This is a genomic window from Sphingomonas melonis (assembly GCF_013409985.1).
GTDB classification, from domain to species: Bacteria; Pseudomonadota; Alphaproteobacteria; order Sphingomonadales; family Sphingomonadaceae; genus Sphingomonas; species Sphingomonas melonis_A.
In genome coordinates this window covers 380,451-403,698 of the sequence record NZ_JACCBY010000004.1, presented here as the reverse complement: position 1 = coordinate 403,698, position 23,248 = coordinate 380,451, and the positions used below count along the sequence as shown (strand labels likewise).

Annotated in this window: 23 protein-coding genes; 12 read left to right on the top strand and 11 right to left on the bottom strand. The window is 67.7% G+C overall.

From position 1 onward, the window contains the following. Positions 1-610: 610 nt before the first annotated feature. Positions 611-751 (bottom strand): hypothetical protein, encoded by a 141-nt coding sequence (locus HD841_RS15265; RefSeq protein WP_179509722.1) that lies wholly within the window; start codon positions 749-751, stop codon positions 611-613. Positions 752-1,018: 267 nt separating this feature from the next. On the opposite strand from HD841_RS15265, the gene HD841_RS15260 reads away from it, so the two are divergent. The 7 genes from HD841_RS15260 to HD841_RS15230 all read left to right on the top strand — a co-directional run bounded on the left by HD841_RS15260 (position 1,019) and on the right by HD841_RS15230 (position 8,121). After that, a complete protein-coding gene (locus tag HD841_RS15260) occupies positions 1,019-1,186 on the top strand; it encodes a hypothetical protein (RefSeq protein WP_179509721.1) in 168 nt (55 codons plus the stop codon). A 241-nt stretch (positions 1,187-1,427) separates the two neighbouring features. Continuing rightward, positions 1,428-2,405, top strand: a complete 978-nt coding sequence (locus HD841_RS15255; RefSeq protein WP_179509720.1) for a CobW family GTP-binding protein — start codon at positions 1,428-1,430, stop codon at positions 2,403-2,405. Continuing rightward, positions 2,405-3,436 (top strand): WD40 repeat domain-containing protein, encoded by a 1,032-nt coding sequence (locus tag HD841_RS15250; protein WP_179509719.1) that lies wholly within the window; start codon positions 2,405-2,407, stop codon positions 3,434-3,436. Before HD841_RS15255 ends, HD841_RS15250 begins: the two co-directional genes overlap by 1 nt. Continuing rightward, entirely contained in the window at positions 3,433-3,627 is a 195-nt protein-coding gene (locus HD841_RS15245) for a DUF1289 domain-containing protein (RefSeq protein ID WP_179509718.1), read from the top strand. Before HD841_RS15250 ends, HD841_RS15245 begins: the two co-directional genes overlap by 4 nt. Continuing rightward, the gene (locus HD841_RS15240; RefSeq protein WP_179509717.1) at positions 3,627-4,421 is read left to right on the top strand and encodes a HoxN/HupN/NixA family nickel/cobalt transporter; all 795 of its coding nucleotides are present in this window, start codon (positions 3,627-3,629) and stop codon (positions 4,419-4,421) included. Before HD841_RS15245 ends, HD841_RS15240 begins: the two co-directional genes overlap by 1 nt. Positions 4,422-4,475: 54 nt before the next feature. After that, complete coding sequence (locus tag HD841_RS15235) at positions 4,476-6,668, top strand: TonB-dependent receptor (RefSeq protein WP_179509716.1); 2,193 nt, start codon at positions 4,476-4,478, stop codon at positions 6,666-6,668. After that, on the top strand, positions 6,655-8,121 hold the full coding sequence (locus tag HD841_RS15230) for a PepSY domain-containing protein (RefSeq protein WP_257015607.1): 1,467 nt from the start codon (positions 6,655-6,657) through the stop codon (positions 8,119-8,121). The genes HD841_RS15235 and HD841_RS15230 overlap by 14 nt, the downstream gene beginning before the upstream one ends. 95 nt (positions 8,122-8,216) lie before the next feature. Here the strand turns inward: HD841_RS15230 and HD841_RS15225 are convergent, their stop codons facing one another. Then, positions 8,217-9,962 carry an adenylyl cyclase gene (locus tag HD841_RS15225; protein WP_257015606.1) on the bottom strand — a complete coding sequence of 582 codons (1,746 nt, stop codon included), beginning with the start codon at positions 9,960-9,962 and terminating at the stop codon, positions 8,217-8,219. A 241-nt stretch (positions 9,963-10,203) separates the two neighbouring features. Between HD841_RS15225 and HD841_RS15220 the strand changes: the two genes are divergently transcribed. The 5 genes from HD841_RS15220 (at position 10,204) to HD841_RS15200 (ending at position 13,195) form a co-directional block, all read left to right on the top strand. Then, a complete protein-coding gene (locus tag HD841_RS15220; protein ID WP_218845577.1) occupies positions 10,204-10,527 on the top strand; it encodes a DUF485 domain-containing protein in 324 nt (107 codons plus the stop codon). Beyond that, positions 10,524-12,227: a cation acetate symporter gene (locus HD841_RS15215; protein ID WP_179509715.1), complete on the top strand. Its 1,704-nt coding sequence runs from the start codon at positions 10,524-10,526 to the stop codon at positions 12,225-12,227. The genes HD841_RS15220 and HD841_RS15215 overlap by 4 nt, the downstream gene beginning before the upstream one ends. Before the next feature lie 79 nt (positions 12,228-12,306). Then, positions 12,307-12,546: a hypothetical protein gene (locus HD841_RS15210; protein WP_179509714.1), complete on the top strand. Its 240-nt coding sequence runs from the start codon at positions 12,307-12,309 to the stop codon at positions 12,544-12,546. Positions 12,547-12,594: 48 nt separating this feature from the next. Further along, positions 12,595-12,897: a hypothetical protein gene (locus tag HD841_RS15205; protein WP_179509713.1), complete on the top strand. Its 303-nt coding sequence runs from the start codon at positions 12,595-12,597 to the stop codon at positions 12,895-12,897. Between the two features lie 73 nt (positions 12,898-12,970). Further along, on the top strand, positions 12,971-13,195 hold the full coding sequence (locus HD841_RS15200; protein ID WP_179509712.1) for a hypothetical protein: 225 nt from the start codon (positions 12,971-12,973) through the stop codon (positions 13,193-13,195). A 27-nt stretch (positions 13,196-13,222) separates the two neighbouring features. Here the strand turns inward: HD841_RS15200 and HD841_RS15195 are convergent, their stop codons facing one another. From HD841_RS15195 to HD841_RS15155, 9 genes are all read right to left on the bottom strand, one after another. Further along, complete coding sequence (locus HD841_RS15195) at positions 13,223-13,615, bottom strand: hypothetical protein (protein ID WP_179509711.1); 393 nt, start codon at positions 13,613-13,615, stop codon at positions 13,223-13,225. Positions 13,616-13,701: 86 nt separating this feature from the next. After that, positions 13,702-14,877: a CDP-alcohol phosphatidyltransferase family protein gene (locus tag HD841_RS15190; protein ID WP_179509710.1), complete on the bottom strand. Its 1,176-nt coding sequence runs from the start codon at positions 14,875-14,877 to the stop codon at positions 13,702-13,704. Between the two features lie 59 nt (positions 14,878-14,936). Continuing rightward, positions 14,937-16,079, bottom strand: coding sequence for a glycosyltransferase family 4 protein (locus HD841_RS15185; protein WP_257015638.1), 1,143 nt, complete (start codon positions 16,077-16,079; stop codon positions 14,937-14,939). 16 nt (positions 16,080-16,095) lie between these two features. After that, positions 16,096-17,262 (bottom strand): polysaccharide biosynthesis/export family protein, encoded by a 1,167-nt coding sequence (locus HD841_RS15180; protein WP_179509708.1) that lies wholly within the window; start codon positions 17,260-17,262, stop codon positions 16,096-16,098. Continuing rightward, positions 17,262-18,554: a glycosyltransferase family 4 protein gene (locus HD841_RS15175; protein WP_179509707.1), complete on the bottom strand. Its 1,293-nt coding sequence runs from the start codon at positions 18,552-18,554 to the stop codon at positions 17,262-17,264. Before HD841_RS15175 ends, HD841_RS15180 begins: the two co-directional genes overlap by 1 nt. Next, positions 18,551-19,945, bottom strand: a complete 1,395-nt coding sequence (locus HD841_RS20885; protein WP_179509706.1) for an ABC transporter ATP-binding protein — start codon at positions 19,943-19,945, stop codon at positions 18,551-18,553. The genes HD841_RS15175 and HD841_RS20885 overlap by 4 nt, the downstream gene beginning before the upstream one ends. After that, the gene (locus HD841_RS15165) at positions 19,942-20,751 is read right to left on the bottom strand and encodes an ABC transporter permease (RefSeq protein WP_179509705.1); all 810 of its coding nucleotides are present in this window, start codon (positions 20,749-20,751) and stop codon (positions 19,942-19,944) included. The genes HD841_RS20885 and HD841_RS15165 overlap by 4 nt, the downstream gene beginning before the upstream one ends. After that, positions 20,748-21,845, bottom strand: coding sequence for a hypothetical protein (locus HD841_RS15160; protein WP_179509704.1), 1,098 nt, complete (start codon positions 21,843-21,845; stop codon positions 20,748-20,750). The genes HD841_RS15165 and HD841_RS15160 overlap by 4 nt, the downstream gene beginning before the upstream one ends. After that, entirely contained in the window at positions 21,845-23,050 is a 1,206-nt protein-coding gene (locus tag HD841_RS15155) for a glycosyltransferase family 4 protein (RefSeq protein WP_179509703.1), read from the bottom strand. Before HD841_RS15155 ends, HD841_RS15160 begins: the two co-directional genes overlap by 1 nt. Between the last annotated feature and the right edge of the window lie 198 nt (positions 23,051-23,248).

The window sequence follows — 23,248 nt, the reverse complement described above, 5'->3', positions numbered from 1 at the left end:
CCCTTCATCTAACTAACAATGTCAAAGAGCCGACAAAAATACCGGCACAGCATCCCTACCCCTTTTTCTCAGGATAGTCAGCGCGCCAGATCTGTAGTGACTGCCTCAGCGACCAGGTCGGCCACCGCTGCGGTGACGCCCATCTAGGTAACCGAAACAGGAGTGTCAACGGCCTTTCACAAAAAGTTCCTTTAGGCGCGAGATTCCTCAGCGCGGCGTCTCGCGGGCTGTCTCGGCGCGTCTTCCGGTCTGATGTCTAGTGTCATGAGGCTCGCGGACGGGCGGCCATCGCACGGTGAGCGGTCTACAGTTCGTTCCGGCCGACAACGGGGCGGTCGGAACAGAAGAGCGGCTGCTCCATCATGCAGAGAGCCGAACGGGTCCATCATCAGCCCGGTCGGCGGGATGCCCCGGGAGTGAATGCCTAGGACAGATCGATATCCAGCCCAATTCGTCCCCCGCCAGGGGGAGGTGGCGCGGCGAAGCCCTGACGGAGGGGGAGAGAAGCGACATCTTCGGTTGCGTGTCCTCCCCCTCCGTCATGCCTTCGGCATGCCACCTCCCCCTGGCGGGGGAGGAATTTGTTAAAAAACCTGAACGTCGATCAAGCTTAGGCGAAATTACCCAAATTGTCGGCTTCGCCGTCCGGAAGGTCATGCACCGCCGGCGGGTCGAGCGGCGATCCGATGCCGGGTTCGGTCGACATATCGCCGGGATCGGGCTCGTTGCCCGGAATGTGTGTCGGGTTCATAGTTCGTCCTTTGCTGTGTCGCGAGAACGCACGAGGCCGCGAAGGGGTACGGATAATCTTACGCGAGCCGCCAAGCCCTTTGGCCGGGACCGGTTTATTGCGATCCGATGATGCATTCAGTTTCGCAAGTCCGGCGCTTGGGTCGAATGGGCATGGAAGGCCGCGCAGGCACGCCATTCGCGGCCATTTGGCTGACGCCGGGCTCCGCCCACCGGGTCGATCGGCTTTGCAGCTTGTTAAAGCACGACAATAAGATACGTTGTGAACATGAGCCATGTTAAATCAGATCTAGACGCCGAGATCCTCGCGAAGGCATTGGCGGTGGTGTCTGACCGCGAGGTGGCCAAAGCCTATGACGACGCGATCATCGAGCGCGACACCCGCGCCATGGCGCTGTGCTCGGTCGAACTGGAGAAGCGCAAGCTCAGCCACTGATCGCGGGTCTGCCGCGGCCGACAGCAGGTCGGAGCCGCCGCTATGCGCCCGCCTCGATTGCTTCGATCAGGCTCCCCTCGGCCCACGAGGCGCCTTGCCGGCAACCGCCTCGTTCTTCATCACCCACCGCGCCTGACCTGAACCGCCTGCGCGGGCACGTGGCGCCAGGACAGAGCAAAACCCCTTGATCGCCATGCCATTGGTCGGCAATGAGATGATGCATCATATCACGGAGCCCGTCATGGCCGATCGATCCACCATCCCCGTCACCGTCCTCACCGGTTATCTCGGCGCGGGCAAGACGACGCTGCTCAACCGTATCCTCAGCGAGCATCACGGACGTAGATATGCGGTCATCGTCAACGAATTCGGCGAGATCGGCATCGACAACGACCTGATCGTCGATGCCGATGAGGAGGTGTTCGAGATGAACAACGGATGCATCTGCTGCACCGTGCGCGGCGACCTGATCCGCATCATCGAAGGGCTGATGAAGCGCAAGGACGCCTTCGACGCGATCATCATCGAGACGACCGGCCTCGCCGATCCCGCGCCGGTGGCGCAGACCTTTTTCGTCGACGACGAGGTGCGCGCCCGGGCCAGCCTCGATGCGATCGTGACCGTCGTCGACGCGCGCCACATCCTCCAGCGACTGGAGGACAGCCACGAGGCGGAGGAGCAGATCGCCTTCGCCGACGTGATCCTGCTCAACAAGACGGATCTGGTCGACGCGCAGGAGCTGGAACGGGTGCGCCAGCGGATCCGTGCGATCAACGCCCAGGCCAGGCTGCACGAGACGCAGAATTGCGTCGTCCCGCTCGAGGCGGTGCTGGAACGCGGCGCGTTCGACCTTGAGCGCATCCTCGAGATCGAACCCGATTTCCTGTCGGAGGATGACCACGAGCACGACGATGCGATCACCTCCGTCTCGCTGCGGTCGGAGGCGCCGATCCGGCCCGAGCTGTTCATGCCCTGGCTGCGCCGGCTGACCGCCGAACAGGGGCAGGACATCCTGCGGCTGAAGGGCGTGCTCGCCTTCGCCGGCGAGGACCAGCGCTATGTCGTGCAGGGGGTGCATATGCTGCTCGACGGCGATCACCAGCGCGACTGGAAACCGGAAGAAGACCGCGTCAGCCGCATGGTCTTCATCGGGCGCAACCTGGACCCCATAGGCTTGCAGCAGGGCTTCGACGCCTGCGCCGCGCGTCTGGCCGCCTGATGGCAGTTGCCGTGCAGGATGCGCCGCTGGTCCGGCGGTACGGTCGCCACGTCGCGCTCGATGCGGAACCGACCGCGTTGCTGTGGCTCGGCACCACCGTGGCGGTGACACTGGGCGATGGCAGCGTGCGCTGGATCGCGGACGGTGAGGATGAACGGGCGATGCCGGTCCATGCCGGCGCGATCCTCGCCGCCTGCCGCCATCCCGCCGCCACGGGCATCGTCACCGGCGGCCAGGACGGTCGCGTCTGCCACGTCTCGCCCGCGGGCGAAATCGTCGAACTCGGCCGGTTCGAGCGCAAATGGGTCGAGCATCTGGTAGCAAGCCCCGCCTCCGGACTGATCGTCGCGGGCGTGGGGAGGGAGGCCGTCGCCTGGGTGAAGGGTGCGACCACCCCGTCGCATCGCTATGCGGTCGGCTCGACGGTGGGCGGGCTGGCGCTCGACGGCAAGGGCAAGCGGCTGGGCATCGCGCACTATAACGGTGCGACCCTGGTCTACGGGACCAACCCCGATAGCGGCAGGATCGCGCTCGACTGGGTGGGGTCGCACCTCGCCTGCACGTTGAGCGCGGACGGACGCTATCTGCTCACCGCCTTGCAGGAAACCGGGTTGCACGGCTGGCAGCTCCCCGACCTGCGGGACATGCGGATGTCGGGCTATGCCGCCAAGACGCGCAGCTTCGCCTGGGACCGGCGCGGCAAGTGGCTGGCGACCAGCGGCGATGCGCGCGCGATCCTTTGGCCGTTCGAGGGCAAGACCGGGCCGATGGGCAAGGCGCCGCTGATGCTCGCCGAACGCACGGGAGCGCTGGTGACGCAGGTCGCCTTCCACCCCCAGAATGACCTGCTCGCCGTGGGATATAGCGACGGCGTGGTGGTCCTTGCGCGGCTGGCCGACGACGCGACGCTGCTGCTCGACAGCGCCGACGGCTATGTCACGACGCTTGCCTGGAACGAGGACGGCAGCCGCCTCGGATGGGGGTGCGAGGACGGGCGCGTCGGCATCCTCGACATGGATGCGCGCGCGTGAAGAGCCCGTGCGTCAGCATCTGTCGCTTCGACGGACGCACCGGCTGGTGCGTCGCGTGCGGCCGCACGCTGGCGGAATGCCGCGAATGGAAGAAAGCGCCACGGCCCCGGCTGATGGCGATCAACAAGGCACTGCCGGCCCGGCTCACCAAGCTGGATGCGCGCGGCGTGCGGGTGTTCGAGGACGAATGATGATCGAGATGTCCGCGCTGTGGCTGATGTTCGTGCTGGGCCTGCGTCACGGGCTCGATCCCGATCATGTCGCGGTGATCGACAATATCGTCTTTCGCACCGTCGATGCGCGCCCGCGCCTGGCGCCGTGGACCGGCAGCTTCTTCGCGCTCGGGCACAGCCTGGCGGTCGCCGTTGTGGCGATCGGTGTCTCGCTGGCGGCGGATGCGTTCGCGATGCCCGCGTGGACCGCTCCGATGGTCGATGCTGCCGTGGTCGGCCTGCTGCTGATCGTCGGCACGCTCAACCTGCGCGCGCTGCTGCGCCGTGACGACTACACGCCGGTCGGCTGGCGGAGCGCATTGGTGCCGTCCCGGCTGCGCAACAGCACGCGGCCGATCGCCGTCATCGCGATCGGCGCCATCTTCGGGCTGGTGTTCGACACCGCGACGCAGGCGGCCGCCTGGGGGGCGGCGGCGACCGCCAAGGGCGGCACCAGCGCGGCGCTCGCGCTCGTCGCGACTTTCGCGGCCGGCATGATGCTGGCCGACACGCTGGACAGCCAGATCGTCGGCCGGCTGCTGCGCTCGACCGGCCGCTCGGCGGCGAGGGTGCGGCATTACCGCCGCGCGGTCGGCTGGTTGGTGGTGACGCTGAGCTTCGGCACGGCGGGATATGCGCTGGCGGAGATGGCCGGGCTGGACGTCGCGCTGTCCGATGGTGCCTTTACCGCAGTCGGTGTCGGCGCGGCGGGGGCGATCGTGCTGCTGCTCGCCGCAGGCCGCTGGTGGGCGCGCGCGCCGGCGCGTAGCTGACCGGCGACCGCCGTCCGTTCCTTGACCCACCACCGACACTCAAGAGTATCCGTCATGCCCGCGTTCCGGCCCGCGCTCTCGCGCATCTCCCGTCTGGCGCTGCTCATCAGCCTCGCAGCACCTGCCACCGCCCAGGAGGCACCGGCGCCTGCCCACGCAGACGCCGTCGCGCAGCCGGGAGAGGGCGAGATCACCGTTACCGGCTGGCGCCTGCGCGAACTCGACATGCAAGCACCGACCGCGAGCCGCCTCGCTCTGTCGGTCCGCGAGACCCCCGCCACGCTCGACCGGATCGGCGCGGACGAGATGCTGACGCGCGGCTTCCGCACGGTCGAGGAGGCGACCGACAGCCTGCCCGGCATCATCTCCGGCGGATCGCCCGGCAATCCCACCTTGTTCTCGATGCGCGGCTTCACGGGCGAGCAGGTCACCATCCTGCACAACGGCCTCTATCTCGGCCCCGCGAACATGATCAACCGGCCGGGCAACACCTTCAACATCGCCAGTATCGACGTGCTGAAGGGGCCCGCCTCGGTCCTCTACGGCCAGGGCGCCGTCGGCGGCGCGGTGAACATCGTCGACAAGCGCCCGGATTTCCGCGGCAACGCCGGACAGGCGCTCGCCTCGTACGGCGATTTCGACACGGTGAGCCTGGGGCTGGGCGGGAACCGGGTGTTCAGCGACACGGTGGCGGGCCGGGCGGACGTGAGCTACCATCGCTCCGACGGCTATGTCGACGGCACCGGGCCGCATTCGTTCAACGCGACGGGGGCATTACTGGTCCGCCCGTCCGATGCTTTGTCGATCGAGCTCAGCGTCGATTATCTGCGCGATCGGCTGCCGACCTATTACGGCACGCCGCTGCTCCCCGCGGCGGCGGCGGCCGATCCGATTGGAGGCATCCTGTCGCGGGCGGACGGGGCGGTCGTCGATCGCCGCACCCGCTTCGTCAATTATAACGTCGGCGATGCCCGGGCGAACAGCTGGCAGGTCTGGCCGCGCATGGTGATCGACTGGTCGCCATCCGACACGCTGACATTGTCCAACACGAGCTATTATTTCCACGCGGACCGTACGTGGATCAACGCCGAATCCTATACCTTCGACGCAGCAGGCGGCGGGATCGCCCGCGACCGCTTCTTCGTCTTCCACAATCAGGATCTGGTCGGCGATCAAGGCACCGCCACGCTGCGCCATCACCTGTTCGGCCTGCCGAACACGCTCGTGGCCGGCTTCGACTACAGCCATCTCGACTTCGTCCGCAGTCGCGGCTTTCCCGATGGCGACACCGTGGACCTGCTTCGTCCGGAGCGCGGCCGCTTCGGGCCGATCGACCGCCGGGTCAGCCCGACGCGTTGGGACCAGATCGCGCTGTTCGCCGAAGATGCGCTGACCCTCGGCCCCGATCTGAAACTGGTGACGGGGGTGCGGACCGAGCGACTGGCGCTGACGCGCGAGAACTTCAACCTCGACGGCAGCTTCAGCGCGGCGACGAGCTTCCGGCGCACCTACGAGCCGTTCAACTGGCGCGCCGGACTGGTTTACGATGCGTCATCGGCGGTGACCGCCTATGCCTCGTTCAGCACCGGCAGGGATCCCGCCGGCTCCAACATCTTCCTGGTCAACGCCGACCAGGCGTTCGATCTGTCGCGTTCGCGCCAGGTGGAGATCGGGCTGAAGGCCGACCTGGCCGACGGACGCGGATCGCTGACGCTGGCCGGCTATGACATCCGGAGGCGCAACATCCTGACGCAGGTGGCGATCGACACGGTCAGCAACGTCGGTCGCCAGCGATCACGCGGTTTCGAGCTGTCGGGCGAAGCGCGCCTGACCAGGGACTGGGCGGTCACCGCGAGCGGCACCTATGTCGATGCCGCTTATGGCGAATTCGTCGATCCGACCTATGGCGTGGCGGCCTCGGGGCGTCGGCCGCCGAACGTGCCAGACTGGACCGCGAACATCTGGACGAGCGTACGCCGCATCGCCGGCCTGCCGCTGGAGGCGGGCGGCGGCGTCAAATATGTCGGCAGACGCTATGGCGACACCGCCAACGACCTGACGCTCAAGCCCTATGCGACCGGCATCGTCTATGCGACCTACGCGCTCAGCCCGAAGCTGTCGCTGACCGGACGGATCAACAACGTGTGGGACACGACCTTCGTCCAATGGGCGGATATCTATTACCCCGGCCAGGTGATGCTCGGCGAGCCGCGGCGCGCGGAGGTCAGTCTGCTTGCCCGCTTCTGATGTGCGCAGGCGGCAGCGCCTGCTCCCCGCGCTGGCATGGGTGCATCGCTGGCTCGGTGTCGCCACCTGCCTGATCTTCGCGGCGTGGTTCGCGAGCGGTGCGATCATGCTGTTCCAGCCGTTCCCGGCTTTGTCCCACGCCGCGCAGATGGGCTTGCAGGCACCGATCGACGGCGAGCGGATCGCGATCCCGCCGCGGCAGGCGCTCGGCAACGCGGGCGGCGAGGCGGAGACGCTCCGCCTGGTACAGCGTGCCGGCCATCCCACCTATCTCGTCGGCACCGCCAGCATCGTGCAAGCCGTCGACGCCATGACCGGCGCGACACGCCCGCTGCTGTCCCGCCAAGAGGCCGGGGACGAGGCGCGGCGTGTGGTCGGACCGGGTGCCACGGTCGTCGGGCCGTTCGATTACGACCAATGGGTGGTCCACAATCATTTCGATCCCGCGCGCCCCTTCTACCGTCTCGATGCCAATGACGCCGTAGGGACACAGCTGTACCTTTCGGCGCAGACGGGCGAAGTGCTCCAGCGGACGACGCGCGCGGCCCGGGCGTGGAACTGGGCCGGCGCGGTGCTGCACTGGGTCTATGTCACGCCGCTTCGCAAGAGCTGGATCGCGTGGGACCGCAGCCTTTGGTGGCTGTCGCTGGTCTGTATGCTCGTGGCGGTCACCGGCACGATACTGGGCATCGTGCGGATGCTCGCCGCGCGCCGGCTGCACCCGCCCGCCATCACCTTCTATCGCCAGCGTTGGCTGCGCTGGCATCATCTGCTCGGGCTGGGCACGGCGGTGTTTGTGCTCGGCTGGATCGTCAGCGGCTGGCTGTCGATGGATCACGGCCGGCTGTTCTCGCGCGGAACCGCGACAGCCCGGCAGGCGGCACGTTACGCCGGCTGCCCGCTCGCGATGGCGCTCGGTCCTGACGCGCCGGTCAGGACCATGACCCGTGACGCGCGCGCGCTGGTTTTCACGCCCGTCGCGTGCCGCGTCGTCGCGACCCGCTATGCGGCCGGCGGCGGGACGACCCGGTTCGATTCCGCCGGGCAGCAGATCGGGGCGGCAGACATGCATAGGCTGGTGCAGCAGGCAGCGACCGCCGGCTGGCCGGCACCCTCCCGTGTCCGTATCGGGCCCGTCGATCCCAGCGCCACCTACGCCCTGGCCGAAGGCTGGTCCGGCTCCGCTTGGCGGGTGCGGCTCGGCGCGACGTCGTTGCCAGACCTCTACGTCGATGCGGACACCGGGCAATTGTTGACCGTGATGGACGCGAGCCGCGCCGCGTATGCGTGGATCTATTACGCGCTCCACACGGGCAACGTACCAGGGCTGACGACCCGCCCCGCGCTGCGCCGGGGCCTGCTGCTGATCCCGCTCACCGCCGGCTTCCTGTTCAGCATCACCGGCGTGGTGCTCGGCTGGCGGCGGATACGACGCGCGGCATATCGGCGCTGACCAGCCGATGCCGGCCGGCGTGAGCGTGCAGAATCGATCGTTCGGGTCCGTAGAAGCGCCGAGCAGTTCGCTGCCATGTCGCTGACCAGCGTCGCCTATCGGCTTGGATAGCGACGTAGCGTCTGGCGAATACTGTCAGGACCGGCGGCGGCACCAACGTTGTTCACCGGATGCGCGATTGTACCCTTGCCCCCGCCCAGCGATATGGTGGTGACGTTCTCCACATGCACACCCGGCGCATCCGGCACCTCGACGGCGCTCGCCAGCACGATGCTCGGGTCTGCTGTTAAGTTCGCGTACACGCCCATGCCGACCGCCTCGTGGTGGCGTACATGGTCAGCGACCTTGTACGCCGCCCAGCCACGCGCTGAATCCCGCCGCCAGGCTCGCTGGCTTGGTGGATCGTAGGGCAGTTCGTTCTGGTAGAAGAAGGTGTGCCCGTTCTCGCCGTTCCATACCGTCTGCCAGCGCTGAAAATGCTCCACGAACAGTCCATAGCAACTCACATCGTCACCGTTGACGATCAGCCCGTGATCGCCCCGGCTTTCGGACCAACCGACATGCACGCGGCCATTGTCCCGATCACCGTGGTCGGCGCGCCATATCCAGAGATGATCGGCGACGACGTGATGACTGTTGATCTCGAGACAGGTCACCGCATTGCCCACCGTCGCGCCGCCGACCCGGAAAAAGACGTCGGCGAGGAGGGTCGGGTTCGCTCGGTGGTCGCGAGCCGCGCCGCTTGGGCCCACCTGCATCAAAACGGGTGAGGATCGCGGTCCCGCGTCGATCAGCAAGCCTGCGATCGACACACCGGGAACGTCGGCGATCGTCATTGCGGCGTTGCCGGCCTCGCTCAGCAAGGTCGCCAGGCCTAAGCCCAGTACCACGGTGTCGGCGTGGACGACACGTATCGGCGCCTGCAGACGATACACACCCGGCGTGAGCAAGAGATGGCGCCCGGCCGCCAAAGCACTGTTGATCACCGCGACCGGAGTCGCAGGAGTGGCGATCAGGAATGCGTCGAGCGGCACGACCCGCCCCTTTGGCCGGCGCTGCCACGATATTCCAACCGCATCGCGGCGGAGCGCCGGGACAAATACGGCCCATTGACCGTCTGCCTCGACGAACAGGAACGGCTTTTCCCGTATGAGGGGGACGGAGGGCAGGGTGGTATAGGGCGGCTCGGGAAAACTACCTCGCGGGGCGCCGGTGACGCCCATGAACATCATGTTCCAATTGGCACCCTGCCAGCCTCCGATATCGGAGGTGCGGGTGAACCATTGCTGCTGTGTACCCGACCGGATGGTGCCGTCGATGCGGCAATCGGCGAGGAAACCCCCGCTTGACCAGCCACCATCGTCCAGTGGCAGGTCACCGGCAAGGTGGACGCGCCGGTATGGAGCGGCCTGTGACACAGCCCACCGATCCGCCCCGTCCGGCGGGCGGACGGTCATGTTCTCGACCGCTCGCCAGAAATTGACCAAGGCCATGCCTTTCGCCCAATCGGCTTCGGCATGAACGTGCCCGGTCACGGTGACGTCGCCAGGTTGCAGCCCCAGGCCGGCCACCTGAGTGAAGAATCCGACGTTGATATCCAGCTGGTGTGCCCCCGGCTTCAGCAGCACGGCGTAGCGCCGGTCGGTGAAATGCGCACGTTCCTGCTGCGCGAACCAAGCGTTGATGCGGCGCTGGGCGCCGGGCATGGCCGGGTCGACGATCAGCACATTGGGGCCCAGATCCGGGTTGCCAACCGATGCTCTGCCCGCGGCGTCGAGAGGAGCGAGTCCGATGGCAGCCATGCCTGCCAGTACGCCGCGACGTGTCGTTTCAGACGTCAACCCGCTCTCCTCTCAGCTTACATTTTTGTGGCCAACGTCTGGCAGTGCATCGATCGCGTGCCAAGCGGGGACGGTGAACTGGCACAGCCCGTCAACCAGCCATCCGGTCGAGGATGGGGAGATCGGGGGCAGCGGGTCGATCCGGCCTAGATCAAGGACGCGAATCGGTCGGGGTTTCGGTGCTCGGTCAGTGACATCAGCAATGCGTTGCCAAGTGCCGCATCCTCGTCAAAGATGCGACATGCAGACATCCACGACGCCTGATCAACTGGAAATGCGGATTGCCGCCGATCCTCGATACGCCGCCCTGGTGCGCGACCGGCAGCGATTTTCGTGGACGCTGACCGCGATAACCGTGGTCGTCTACAGCAGTTTCATATCGCTCATCGCCTTCGACAAACCGCTGATGGCGCGGCCGATCGGCGATGGCACGGTGAGCCTTGCGGTAGTGCTCGGCGCAGCGATGCTGATCGGGACGGTGGCGATCTCAGCCGTTTATGTTCGCCGCGCAAACGGCGAATATGACACTCGTCTCGCGGAACTGCTCGCTGGCGTGCGATCATGACGCGCACCTTGTGGCGCACCCTGGGTTTGCTGGCATTGCTCGGCTGGGCGACTGGCGCCAATGCGGCGATCGCCGGCGCCATCCAGCGCCAGCCGACCAATTGGACGGCCATCCTGATGTTTGGCGGGTTCGTTGGCATCACCCTGTTCATCACGGGGGCCGCTGCACGGCGGACGCGCACGGTGTCCGACTTCTACACCGGCGGCGGCATCACCGGATTCCAGAACGGCCTTGCAATGGCGGGGGACTATTGTTCGGCCGCATCGTTCCTCGGGATCACGGCGCAGATCTTTAATGACGGGTATGACGGACTGATCTATGCGATCGGCTTCCTTGTCGGCTGGCCGATCGTCTTGTTCCTGGTCGCCGAGAAGTTGCGGAACCTGGGCCAGTTCACCTTCGCCGATGTCGCGTCCTACCGCTTCTTGCAGGGGCCGGTGCGCACCTTCGCTGCAGCCAGTACGCTGTTCGTCGTCTGTTTCTATCTGATCGCGCAAATGGTGGGCGCGGGACAATTGGTCCAGCTTCTGTTCGGCTTGCCCTACCTGTACGCCATTGCGGTCGTCGGCGGGCTGATGATGATCTATGTCCTGTTCGGCGGGATGCGCGCGACCTCGTGGGTGCAGATCATCAAGGCGGTGATGCTGTTGTGCGGCGCGACCTTCCTGGTGCTCGGCGTGATGGCGCATGTCGGCTTCTCCTTCGAGTCGCTGTTCTCGCGCGCTGTCGCGGTGAAGACCCGTCTGGCGCTTGAGAAGGGGGCTTCGCCGGCCGCCGCGGTCGTGGAGGGACGCTCGATCATGGGTCCGGGCGGCTTCATCAAGGACCCGATCTCAGCCCTGTCGTTCGGGTTCGCGTTGATGCTCGGCACTGCCGGTCTGCCGCATATCCTGATGCGCTTTTTCACCGTGCCCGACGCGCGCGAAGCCCGCAAATCAATCATGTGGGCCACGGTCTGGATCGGATATTTCTACGCGTTGACCTTCATCCTCGGGTTCGGGGCGATCGTGATGATCTCGTTCAACCCGGAATATGTCGGCATCGGCGGCGCGCTGCGGGGCGGAAACAACATGGCGGTAATGCATCTGGCCCACGCGATTGGCGGCAATCTTTTCCTCGGCTTCATCTCGGCGGTTGCATTCGCAACGATCCTTGCGGTCGTAGCGGGGCTGACGCTCTCGGCCGCCTCAGCGATCTCGCACGATATATATGCCAGCGTGATCCGGAAGGGCGCGGCAGACCCGGTCAAGGAGCTGCGGGTGTCCCGCGTCACCACGATCTTGCTCAGCGTCTCCGCGATCCTGCTGGGCGTGGTGTTCGAGAAGCAGAATGTTGCTTTCATGGTCAGCCTTGCCTTCGCGCTCGCTGCGTCAGGCAATTTTCCGGTGCTGGTAATGTCGCTGCTCTGGAAGGGCTGCACAACCGCTGGTGCCGCATGGGGTGGCGCCATCGGGCTCCTGTCGGCATTCGGTCTGACCGTGCTGTCGCCCGTCATATGGGTTACGGTGTTCGGCTTCGACCATGCGATCTTCCCCTACAGTTCGCCCGCGCTGTTCTCCGTGCCGGCCGGCTTTCTTGGTATCTGGCTGATTTCGACACTCGATCGATCCCCACGTGCCGCCATCGACAGAGCGGGATATGCCACGCAGCGACTGCGGTCAGAAACGGGCATTGGCGTGCACGACGCTGTCGGCCACTGAGCAGGCGCCCACCGGCAAAGCCGATGCCGTTCCGCGCTCCCGGGCTTGCGGACGAGCGCGGACAGCTTAGACTGCCGCCATGGCCGATTTCGACGATGCGTTGGACCCCGCGTTGGGAGCTGCATGCAACCGCTTAGCCGCGTGGGTGGAGCCCTTGCCGGAAGGCGTGGTGATCGACCCCGCCTCAGGCCTGACCGAACGGGATCTTGCGATGATCCTGCGGCATCTCCACGCGACGCGCCGTGGCGATCCGGTGCCACCGCGCGACGATCCGGCCCGGCGCCGACCCTCGGTGCCGATCACGGCAAAAGGCGGATAACCAAAGCATTGGCTGGCGCGTGCCGCCCGGGGCGGCTAGGCGCCGACAATGGGTGAGATCGAAAGGCTGGTCCCGTCGGGGGTCATCGAGCAATGGGTGTTTCACCTCAGGCGGCAGCGCTCCCGTGCGCAGGATGCCCTCTGGCTGCTGGATCAGGGATTTACGATCCACGACGGTCGTGACGGCGTCCCGACCGCGGACGCGAGCAATCGCTGGCGGCGCGAGCAGCAGACCGTCGTCGAGGAGGTGAACCGCCTGCTGGAGCTATACGACCGCATCAACCTGCGATCGTCGGAGTTCATCGCGGCGGCGCGCGAACCCGGCCGCGGATCAGTCGCGGCGCAACAGTGAAGGCAAAAGTAGACGCGCATGCATCTGCAACGCAGGTGATGCATATGACAGGCGGCCGGCGGGATCGGCCCTGGTGATGAGAAAGGACAACGAGATCAGCACGATCGAGCGCGCATTCCAGCTGGCCCGTTCCGGGGCCTGCCATTCGGTCGCCGACATCCGCACGCAACTGGCGGCCGAGGGCTATGACGGGGTCCACGGCCACCTCAACGGGGCCAGCATCCAGCGGCAGTTACGCGAGGCGCTGGCTGCGCGGGGCGTCGAGGCGAAGGACGACGACACCTCCGGCGACGAATGACCGGGCGCGCGCCGCGTCCGTGGCGGTTCAGGCCGGCGGCTTGACCTTCGTGTAAGGCACGAACTGCCCCAGCGAGACGAAGCCGCGCGGGAAGCGGGACGCCCGGTCGACCAGCCGAACGGTGTCGATGCTGCAAAGCTGCGAGCCGAAGCTGCGCGTGACGAGTATGTCGTCGTCGCGCAGCGACGGCGCACCTGCGCGCGGTTCGTTGACGTACAGCCGGCCGCCGGCACGGTAGATGATCGCCTTGCCGTCGATGATCTGGCTCGAGTTGACGCCGGTCAGGCTGATGCAATTGACCGGCTTGCCGGCGACGCGTCCGGCCAGCGCCTTCTGCATCTGGATATCGGGAGAATCGCGATGAGCAGCAACGGCGGGCGTCGCGAGCGCAACCGCCGCAATGAGCAGGGATCTAAGCATGCGTGCCTGATAGCAGGGCAGTGCTGAACCTGCGCTGACCTGCGGCGTCGACTGCGGCCAGCGCATCGATCGTGATGGCAGCGCCGCTACGCGCAGCTGTTGCGGCCCTGCGACGACGGGAGGGGCGTCAGGACGCCGTACAAGGCGGGATCCGTGTCGACGGCGCCGCGCCGCGTTCGGAAGAGGACGAAGACCGTCACGACGAACCAGCCCAGCGCGATCGTCGCAAAGGCGAGGATGAGCAGATGGGTGAGCCCCGCGACCACCATCACGGCGCACGCGGCAGCAAAGAAGTCCCGCATGGTGAGATGGATCAGGCACTCCATAAGCCGCGACGGTCGCCGGCCGCTGCGAAAATGGCGCTTGATGATGTCGAAGTTCATCGGCTCGCCCATCGCATCGGCATGCCGGCCGATCAGCATCAGGCCGACCGCCAGGGTCACCAGCGCGACGCCGCCCGCCACGGCACCGGACACGTCGCCTGAAAGGCCGATGTTGAGCGTCAGGCCGGTGACGAACGCCAGGTTCGTGAACGCGTCGATGACGCTGTCGAGCGTCGCGCCCTGATCCGACGTGCGGTACGTCGCGCGCGCGATCTCGCCATCGACGCCGTCGAAGATCGAAGCGGCCTGGAACAGCAGAGCGCCGACGATCAGCCCGGTCTTGTCGCCGAGGAACAGCGCGAACGCCATCGCAACACCGAGCAATGCGGTGCCCAGGCTGGCATGGAATGGCGTGAACGCCGGGATGCGCAGCAACTGCCGGCTGATCGCGCGCGATATCGGGCGGTTGATGTAGCGCGACACGATACCGTCGCCGCCCTTGCCGGTCGCGGCGAGGACGTCCTGACCTGCGCGTCGCAGCATCCTGAGCGCCGCGCGCCCGTCGATGGACGCGGCGGCCGGCGGCGCCTCATCCCTGATACAGGCGTCGAACAGCGCCGGTAGCACGGCCTCTCGCCCGAGCGGCCCGGCGCGGCGCGCCACGGCGGCGACGAACGCCTCGCCGCGCACGGTCAGCACCGTGCCGGACGGCGCCGGCGGTGCGAAGGCGAGCCGGAGATGCGGCGCCAGGCGCCGACATTCCGTCAGCAGCGTTTCGCTGGGTTGCCATGGCTGGTCGACGACGATCGCACACTGGCGGATGCCGTCCTGCTCCGCGATCGCGGCGATCGCATGCGCGGCGCGAGCGGCTGCGGGAATGCCCGCGACGCGGTATTCCGCCGCCGCCGCACTCGAAAAGACAAGGATGATATGGGGCAAATCGCTCGTTCCCGCTGGTGCATCGATGCTTTGACGGAATGGCGGCGCGAAAACCTTGGTCATGCGCGCCGAACCGGGGCGTTCGCCAGCAACCGCCGGTAGAGCGCGAGATTGGCCGCCGCAAAGCCTTGCCAGCGGAGCGCGCGGGCGCGCGTCAGCCCGGCCGCGCGCATCTGGTCGGCGCGGGTCGGCGAGCGCACGACGGCCAGCAACCCGTCTGCAATCGAGACGATATCGTCCGGGTCGACCAGCATGGCCGCGCCGCCCGCGACCTCGGGCATCGACGAGGTCATGCTGGTGACGACGGGGCAGCCGCAGGCCATCGCCTCCGCGACGGGGTTGCCGAACCCCTCGGCCAAGGAGGGGTGCAGCAGCACGCGCGCCGCGCTGTACAGGGTCACCAGAGCGTCACCGTCGACGACGGGAAGGAAGTGGACGCGGCCCGCGACGCCCAGCGCCGCGGCGAGGCTCTCCAGTCGCGCGCGCCGCGGCCCGCGCCGCTGCACCACCACCAGATCGATGTCGCCATCCCCGGCGAAGGCCGCCGCGAAGCCGCGCAGGGCGCCTTCGTGGTTCTTGTACGGCGCATCCTGACCGACGGTCAGCACGAAGGGGCGCTCGGGCGCCAGGCCGAGCGCGGCGAGCATCGCAGGGTCAGGGGCGACGGGGCGGAAGTGATCGGACACGCCCGACAGGGTCACAATGGTCCGCTCCGCCGCGGCAGGATGATAGGCGGCGATTTGGGTCGCGGTCGCGGTGCTGATCGCGGCGATCGCGTCGGCGCACCGGACGGCGCGGCGCAGGCCGTGCCCGTAGAACAGCCGCTCCACCGCGCCGCGCAGGCCCGTGCGGCACCAGGCGGGATGGGTCAGGCGCATGATGTCGTGGATCGTCACGACGCAGGGCATGGCCAGCCCTGCCGGCATGATGTTGAAGGTGGCGTGGAACAGGTCGACCTTTGTGAGGTCGACGACCTCCGGCAGCCACCACATCGTCGCGGGGCCGTTCGCCGCCTGCCACACCACCTGCTCGACGACATTCGGCGCATCGCTGAGCTGGCCGGGATGGCCGGGATGCCGCAGCAGCAGGAAGCGCAGGTCCGGCGCGAGCTGCGGCACGTGGTCGATCAGGCCGCGCACCACCTCGGCGATGCCGCTTGGCCGCGGACCGATGTAGCGGCAGTCGATACAGACCGTCGGCATGGCCACGTGCGTGCGCTTACCGGACAGCGTTGTTGATACCGGTGACCGAGAAGGCCGCGCTGGACACGATGTTCAGGAACTTCTGCAGATCGGCGATCGGCGCGTTCGAGACGTAGAGCACGTCACGATCCCGGATGGCGAAATCCTGCGCCGTGAAGAAGGACGCGCCCTGGCCGAGGTCGAGCCGGTAGACGACCGGGACCAGTCCCTCGGCGGTGCGCCGGGCCGTTTGCGCGGTTTCGGGATCGAGCACCTCGGGATGCTCCAGTCGGAACACGAAGACGCTGCGGACATCGGCGCGGTCGTCGCGCAGGCCGCCGATGCGGCCGAGCGCCTGTGCCAGCGAGATGCCGCCGCCCTCGAACGGAACCTCGGCATTCTGGCCGACCGCCCCCAGCGCAACGAAGCTGTAGGGCTGGAAGATCGCGGTGATCACGTCGCCGGCCTGCAACACGACGTTCTGCGCCGGATCGCGGACGATGGCGTCGAGCGGCATCGCCGCGGTCCGCCCGGCGCGCGTCAGCTGCACGGTGGTCTTGGCGACGGGCTGGCGCGATCCTCCGGCGGCGGCGAGCGCATCGAGCAGACGCTCGCCACGCGGGGTGAGCGGCATGCGGCGCGTCGCGCCGACCTCGCCCATCACCGTCACCGCACGGCTGTCATTCTGTGCCAGCCGCACGATCGCCTGCGGGCTGTGGGCGCGGCCCGCCAGCCGGGCGACGATGGTCCGGGCGACACCTTGCGGCGTCGCCCCGCGAACCGCTACGCTGCCGACGAACGGCACCGTGATCGTGCCATCCTCCCCGACGACCTGCTGCGGGATGCCCGCGCTCTGCGCGATGGCGCTGCCGATGTTCGCGCCCGGCGGCGTGGCCCCGAACAGCACTGCCGGCGGGGCCTCCCAGATCGCGATGTCGAGCACGTCGCCGACGCCGATGACCGTGCTGGTCGGTGCGACCACGCCGAACACGTCGGCGAACCGCTGCGAGCGGGCGAAGGCGGCGCTGCGCCGCGCCGCGGCCTCGTCGAGCGGGACGATGCTGATCCCCTGGTTCGTCGCCGCGCCCGGCTTCGCCGCCCGGCCGATCGCCTTCGAAGAGGGGCCGGAGCCGCCGATCGTCGAACAGCCCGCACCGAGCAGCAGGAGGAGCGCGGCGGACAGCCGCGACGGCGTGATAGGCATCAGAGGAACCTCTCGTAGAGCGCGGCGAGGCGCGCCCGGTAGCGTTCGGGAGAGAAATGCGCCGCCTGGGCGTGGCCGCGGCGCGTCAGATCGGCGCGCAAACCGGCATCCGCGTCGAGCGCCCGAAGCCCGGCCGCGATCGCGGCGGTGTCATAGGGATCGACCGCGATCGCGGCGTCCCCCGCCACCTCCGGTAGTGACGACGTGTTCGAGCACAGCACGGGCGTGCCGAGCAGCATTGCCTCGAGCACGGGCAGGCCGAACCCCTCGTACAGCGATGGGAAGAGCGCCGCCTTGGCGCCGCGGATCAGACTGACCAGCAGGCCGAACGGCGCATAGGGCAATTGGATGACCCGCCCGCGCCGGACATCGCCCTTGGCCGGTTTGCCGTTGGCCAGCGCGTCGAGCAGGCGCAGTTCACCCTCTGCGCGCCAGGCCTGGGCACCGACGATGACGAGCGGCGTGGTGAGGCCGCTCGCCATATAGGCTTCGACGATGCGGCCGATGTTCTTCTTGGGTTCGATCGAGCCCCAGAACAGGAAATAGTCTTTGTAGCCCGCGCCGATCGCCCCCTCGACCTCCCGGGCGACCTGCTCTTCGGCGGTGGCGCGGTATTCGGCGGGGATGTCGACCGCCTGATAGGTGTTGGTGACCCGCTCGGGCGCGATCCCGGTGATCTCGATGATGTCGCGGCGTGAGCATTCCGACACGGTGACGAGGTGGTCCGCGGTCCGCGCGATCGTCCGCAACAGCGCGAGATAGCGCCGCTTGTTGTCGAGCGTGGTATAGGGCAGCCGCAGCGGCACGAGATCGTGTACCGTGAACAGGTTGACCGCGCCGGGTACGCGCAGCGGCAGCGGATAGGTCCAGTGCGCCAGATCGGGCCGCTGCGGCAGCTGCACCGCGGTCGTGCTGCCCCAGGCCTGGAACCGGCCATGCGCGCGGCGGAAGACGTCGGCGGCATTGTACAGCGTGTCGTAATGCGGCAGCCGCGCGGCGAACTGGCGCGTCACCACCCGTCCCGTCACCGGCACCGCCATGCCACGCGACGGCAGCGGCGAGACGAGGGCGGCGAGGTCCTGCAAGCGGCTCTGCCGCTTGGCGATCCCGCTGTCGAAGAAGCCGATCTCGCGCAGCAGCGGCTCGCGCGACGAAAGCCCCTGCTGGCCGTACAGGATCGAGGTGCGGTGGCCGAGCCGCCCCACCTCATAACTGAGGTTGCGCGCGTAGGTGGCCACCCCCGTGCCCTTTTCCAGCCCGAGATTGTAGCCGTCGATGAGGACGTGTTTCATGAAAGCAGTGCCTGTTGGGTGGCGGGCCAGTCGCGAAAGGCGCCGGCGTCGGCCGCGACCGGCCACACCGGCGCGTCGGTCGGCAAACCCTCGACGGCAAGCGCGCCGTCAGCGGGCGAGAGATGCGCGAAAGCGAGGACGCGGATCGTCTCGCGATCCGCGCCATCGGCGTGCGGGGCGACGGTCGCGGCATCGGCGAACCGCTGGTCGGCGACCATCGCCGCGGCAAGCTGATCGCAGGTGGCGTGGCGCCGCAGCAGCGCGATGATCTCGTCCTCGCTCAGCACGGCGCCCGGCCACAGCAGCCAGGCCAGCGCCTGGACGTCGGGGCGTCCGGGCACCTGCGTCGCCGCAGGGCCCTTGCCGTACGGATGGATCGGCCATGCCGCCGGATCGCCGCCGCCCTGCGCGATGACGAAACGCAGATGCTCGACCACGTCGGCGGCCGGCTCGCCGAGCGCGCAGGCGGTGCGGTACGAGGCCTCGGCACGCGCGAAATGGCCGCCCTCCTTGGCGACATGGGCATGCTGCACCCAATAGGAGCGCTGATAGGGATGCACCGCCAGCGCCGCGGCATAGCGCTCCTCGGCGGCGCCCCAGTCGCGGGCGTCCCGCCGCCAGTCGCCTTCGCGCACCAGCAGCCGGAAGCGGTCGTCGGCAAGCGCGCGGTGCTGCGCGACTTCGATCAGGGCCGCCCGATCGACCGCCGCGGCGCGGTCGATCGCCGGCGCGGCGACCAGGCCGATCGCTTCCCGGAACCGGTCATAGGCCTCGTCGAAATCGTCGAACAGCGCCAGCTTGCCGCCGTGCAGCAGCGCGAAGCGGTTGCAATGATCGCGGAGATAGCCGGGATCGTGCGAGATCAGCACCATCGCGCGGTCCCCGCGCTTGCCGAACAGTTCGTGGTTGCAGCGATCGTGGAAGCGCGCATCCCCGACCGCGCCGATCTCGTCGATCAGGAAGCAGTCGAATTCGATGATCATCGATATCGCGAACGCCAGTCGCGCCCTCATGCCCGACGAATAGCTGCGCACCGGCTCGTGCAGATAGGCGCCAAGTTCCGAGAAGTCGGCGACGAAGGCAAGGTTGCGCTGAAAATCCTGTGCGTAGATGCGGCTGATGAAGCGTATGTTGTCGATCCCCGACAATGTCGGCTGGAACGCCCCGCCGAAGGCGAGCGGCCAGGACACCGACATATGCCGCTCGACCCGCCCGGCGGTCGGCCGCTCCGCGCCGCTGATCAGGCGGACCATGGTTGACTTGCCCGCGCCGTTGCGGCCGAGCACGCCGAGCCGCTCGCCCATCGCCAGGTCGAAGCCGACGCCGTCGAGCACGACATTGTCGCCCGAACGGGTGCGGTAGACCTTGCGGACGTCGGTCAGCCGGATCATTCGGGCACCACGCGCCGCGCCACCCATTGCGTGGTGAACAGCGCGACGAAGGTCAGCACCAGGCAGAACGGCAGCACATAGCCGAGGTCGTAATGCGCATGGACGCGCGATCCGAAATAGCCTTCGCGGACGATCTCGGTGCCGTGCACCATCGGGATATAGAGGACGTATTTCTGCGCTGCGGCAGGCAGGGCATCGACCAGGAATGCCGAACCCGACAACGGGAAGATGAGGTACGAGGCGGGGTGCCACAGCTTGTCGACCAGCTCGCTTTCGTGGCTGAGCGCGCCCAGCGTGATCGCCAGTGCCGCACCGAACCAGGCGATCAGCAGCCAGCCGCCAACCACCTCGAGGATGTTCTTCGGCGGGTCGATCCAGCCCAGCACGATGAACAGCACGCTGAGCCCGGCGAAGGACATCGACGCGCCGCCGAACTCCAGCGCGACGCGCGCGACGTAGATGTCGAGCACGCGGATGTTGCGATGGTAGAGCAGCGACAGGTTGTTCCACAGCGCGCCGATGCAGCGCCCCGGCATGTTGCGCCACAGCAGCACGCTCGAATAGCCGGTCAGCGCGAAGGCGACGATCGGCAGGTCGCTGCCATGATAGGCCTTGGCCGCGGTCCACAAGGCGGCGACGCCGAGCGTGAACAGCATCGGTTCGACGAACAGCCACAGGAAGCCGATATTGTGCCGGCCGTAGCGCGTCAGCATCTCGCGCAGCAGCAGCGCGACGAGGACACGGCCCTGCACCCTGAAACTGTCGCGCAACCGCGGGCGGACCATCGGCGAGACGGAGGTCGTCATCCCTCGCGATGCTCGCGCACGCCGGCCAGCAGGATGGTGAGGATGCCCCAGGCGAGCAGTCCGAGCACCAGCACTGCCAGCACGCCGCCCAATCGTCGTGGCCGAATGGGATAGTCGGGCAGGCTGGGGGGAGCGATCCGCTCGACATAGGCCCGCTTGCGGCGCGCCTCGGCATGTGCGTCCTGGAGCGAGACCAACGTCGCGGCGAGCTGCTTGGCGGCGAGTTCGCTGTCGAGCAGGAGCACCTGGTACCGCGCCGCCGCGGCGGACAGCGAATTGCGACCGCCCGCGACCCCCGACCGCCGTCGCGCTATCTCCTTCTGCAATCCGTCGATCTGGGTGCGGAGATAGGGGATCTGCGGCGCGGCGGGCGTGAACGCCTCCATCTGCTGCAACTGAGTGCGCGCGGAAACGAGTTCGTCCTCGAGTTTCGAAATCCCCTGCAGGCGCGCTTCCGCCTCCTTCTCGGGATCGATGATGCCGGCGCGATTGCGATACGCGGCAAGGCGGACCGCGGCGGTGCGGGCGCGCTCCTGCGCCTCACGCGCGTCGCTCTCCGCGACCGCGAGTGCGTCGGTCCGCGCGCGGCTGGACAGGCGATTGACCAGCGCTTCCGATCGTTCGAGCAGCCGTTCGTTGATCGCCCGCGCCTGGACAGGATCAAACGCGCTGACGCTGAGATGCAGGACCTGCGTCGTCGTGTCCGGCTCGACCTCCACCTTGCCGAGGTAATAATCGAAGAACCGCTCACGGTTGGCGGGCAGCAGACCGCCGAACCGGTCGAGCAGGAACACCGATCCCGCCGTATAGGCGCGGGTGAGCAGGCCGTCGCGATCGGCATCGTCCAGCGCACCACGCGACTCGAGATATTCGACGACCGCGTTGCTCTCCTCGGTGGCACCGCTCAGGCCGCTGCCGCTGAGCACCTGGCCGAGCGATGTCACCGCGGCCTTGCTCGGGCTGCGCACCACGAAGCGCGCCTCGGACACGAACACGTCGCTGGCGAACAACGCGAAATAGAGCGTGGCGAGCACGGTCGGGATGACGACCAGCGCGAGGAACAGCGGCGATGGACGCTTGAAATTGGATGACACTAGTTGGCGGTTCCCAGATCGATAGGACAGCCGGCCGGCGCCGGCTGGTCGTTGCCGCTGCGGCGTTCGGACGTCGGCAGGCGGGTGAGCGTCGCCATCCAGGGTGCGACCTGCTCGAAATGATCGTCCCAATTGGGCGGGCAATAGCCCCGCAGCGCATCGATCCGCCGCTGCCGCCGCGATGCCGGGCCATCGAATGCCGCGATTTTCGCGGTCCAGCCGGCGACGTCGTGGGGGTCGAGCAGGCAGGGAATACCCTGGCCGACTTCGTGGAAGCACGGCAGGTCGCTGGCGATCACCGGCACACCCAGCGCCAGCGCCTCCGCCATCGGCAGGCCGAATCCTTCGGCGAGCGAGGGCATCAGCACCGCCCGCGCACCCTGCATCAGCGTCGCCAGCGCGTCGTCGTCGCAATCCTCGACGATCTCGATCAGGCCGCCCGCCATGCCGCACGCGGCAAGCGCCGCGCGCAGCGAGCCGACACCCGTGCCCCACCGTCCGATGACGACGAGCCGCGGCACGTCGAGGCCGGGCGTGGTGCGCAAACGATCCCAGACGTTCAGCAGCAGAACGTGGTTCTTGCGGCTCTCGATCGTGCCGACGCACAGGAAATAGTCGCTGTCGACCGGTGTCGGCGCCGTCCGGGACAACGCCGCCCCTGCCAGCGGCGCGATCGCAACCGGCGGGCAGGGGAGCCGCAGTCGCGCCGCATGCGCGCGCAGATCGCGAGCAACCGCAGCGCTGCCGACGATGATCCCGGCACCATATCGCAACGCCGATTGGACGCGATCGGTGTGCCGCCGCACGGCATGGGGCCGGCAATGCTCGGGATGCACGATCGGGATCAGATCGTGGATCAGGTAGACGGCGCGCAGCTCATGGCGCTCGATCCAGCGGACATGCGCCGGCAGGTCGTAATCGGTATGGCTGACGTTGACATAGAGGCTGCCGGGGCGGGGCGGGTGCGACCGCAGCAAGGCGGCGGCGAGATTCAGGGCCAGCCGATACCGGACGCCCCCGCCGCGGCGACCAGCGAGAAGGGCGAACAGACGGCGTGAAGCCGAGCGGCTGAGCACCCGGATGACGCCGCGATGCTGCACCACCGCGTGCGCGCGGGGCGCGAAATGGCGCAGGTAGGCGAGGCAGACCCGGTCGATCCCGTTCGCCAGCCGCCCGGTCCAGCGCAATTCCACCAGACGCGTCACGTCGAGGAGAACGGGCTCCTCGCCCTTCGCACCCTGTCCGAAACGATGATTGACCCCATCCATCCTGAGACAGACGGAGGCACCGTCGCCCGACCTTGGTTCGACGTCGCTTTTTCCGCAGGGCGGCTGCGCGGGCGACGACGATTAACGTCGCGGAGGGCGGCCTGTCCCGCGGCACGCGTGCCGTCAGGCGGGATC

Excerpts from the sequence above, each read along its gene's own strand:
- HD841_RS15265 (WP_179509722.1), bottom strand. The coding sequence starts at position 751 with ATGAACCCGACACACATTCCGGGCAACGAGCCCGATCCCGGCGATATG.
- HD841_RS15260 (WP_179509721.1), top strand. The coding sequence starts at position 1,019 with ATGAGCCATGTTAAATCAGATCTAGACGCCGAGATCCTCGCGAAGGCA.
- HD841_RS15255 (WP_179509720.1), top strand. The coding sequence starts at position 1,428 with ATGGCCGATCGATCCACCATCCCCGTCACCGTCCTCACCGGTTATCTC.
- HD841_RS15250 (WP_179509719.1), top strand. The coding sequence starts at position 2,405 with ATGGCAGTTGCCGTGCAGGATGCGCCGCTGGTCCGGCGGTACGGTCGC.
- HD841_RS15240 (WP_179509717.1), top strand. The coding sequence starts at position 3,627 with ATGATCGAGATGTCCGCGCTGTGGCTGATGTTCGTGCTGGGCCTGCGT.
- HD841_RS15235 (WP_179509716.1), top strand. The coding sequence starts at position 4,476 with ATGCCCGCGTTCCGGCCCGCGCTCTCGCGCATCTCCCGTCTGGCGCTG.
- HD841_RS15220 (WP_218845577.1), top strand. The coding sequence starts at position 10,204 with ATGCAGACATCCACGACGCCTGATCAACTGGAAATGCGGATTGCCGCC.
- HD841_RS15215 (WP_179509715.1), top strand. The coding sequence starts at position 10,524 with ATGACGCGCACCTTGTGGCGCACCCTGGGTTTGCTGGCATTGCTCGGC.
- HD841_RS15210 (WP_179509714.1), top strand. The coding sequence starts at position 12,307 with ATGGCCGATTTCGACGATGCGTTGGACCCCGCGTTGGGAGCTGCATGC.
- HD841_RS15205 (WP_179509713.1), top strand. The coding sequence starts at position 12,595 with ATGGGTGAGATCGAAAGGCTGGTCCCGTCGGGGGTCATCGAGCAATGG.
- HD841_RS15195 (WP_179509711.1), bottom strand. The coding sequence starts at position 13,615 with ATGCTTAGATCCCTGCTCATTGCGGCGGTTGCGCTCGCGACGCCCGCC.
- HD841_RS15185 (WP_257015638.1), bottom strand. The coding sequence starts at position 16,079 with ATGCCGACGGTCTGTATCGACTGCCGCTACATCGGTCCGCGGCCAAGC.
- HD841_RS15180 (WP_179509708.1), bottom strand. The coding sequence starts at position 17,262 with ATGCCTATCACGCCGTCGCGGCTGTCCGCCGCGCTCCTCCTGCTGCTC.
- HD841_RS15175 (WP_179509707.1), bottom strand. The coding sequence starts at position 18,554 with ATGAAACACGTCCTCATCGACGGCTACAATCTCGGGCTGGAAAAGGGC.
- HD841_RS20885 (WP_179509706.1), bottom strand. The coding sequence starts at position 19,945 with ATGATCCGGCTGACCGACGTCCGCAAGGTCTACCGCACCCGTTCGGGC.
- HD841_RS15165 (WP_179509705.1), bottom strand. The coding sequence starts at position 20,751 with ATGACGACCTCCGTCTCGCCGATGGTCCGCCCGCGGTTGCGCGACAGT.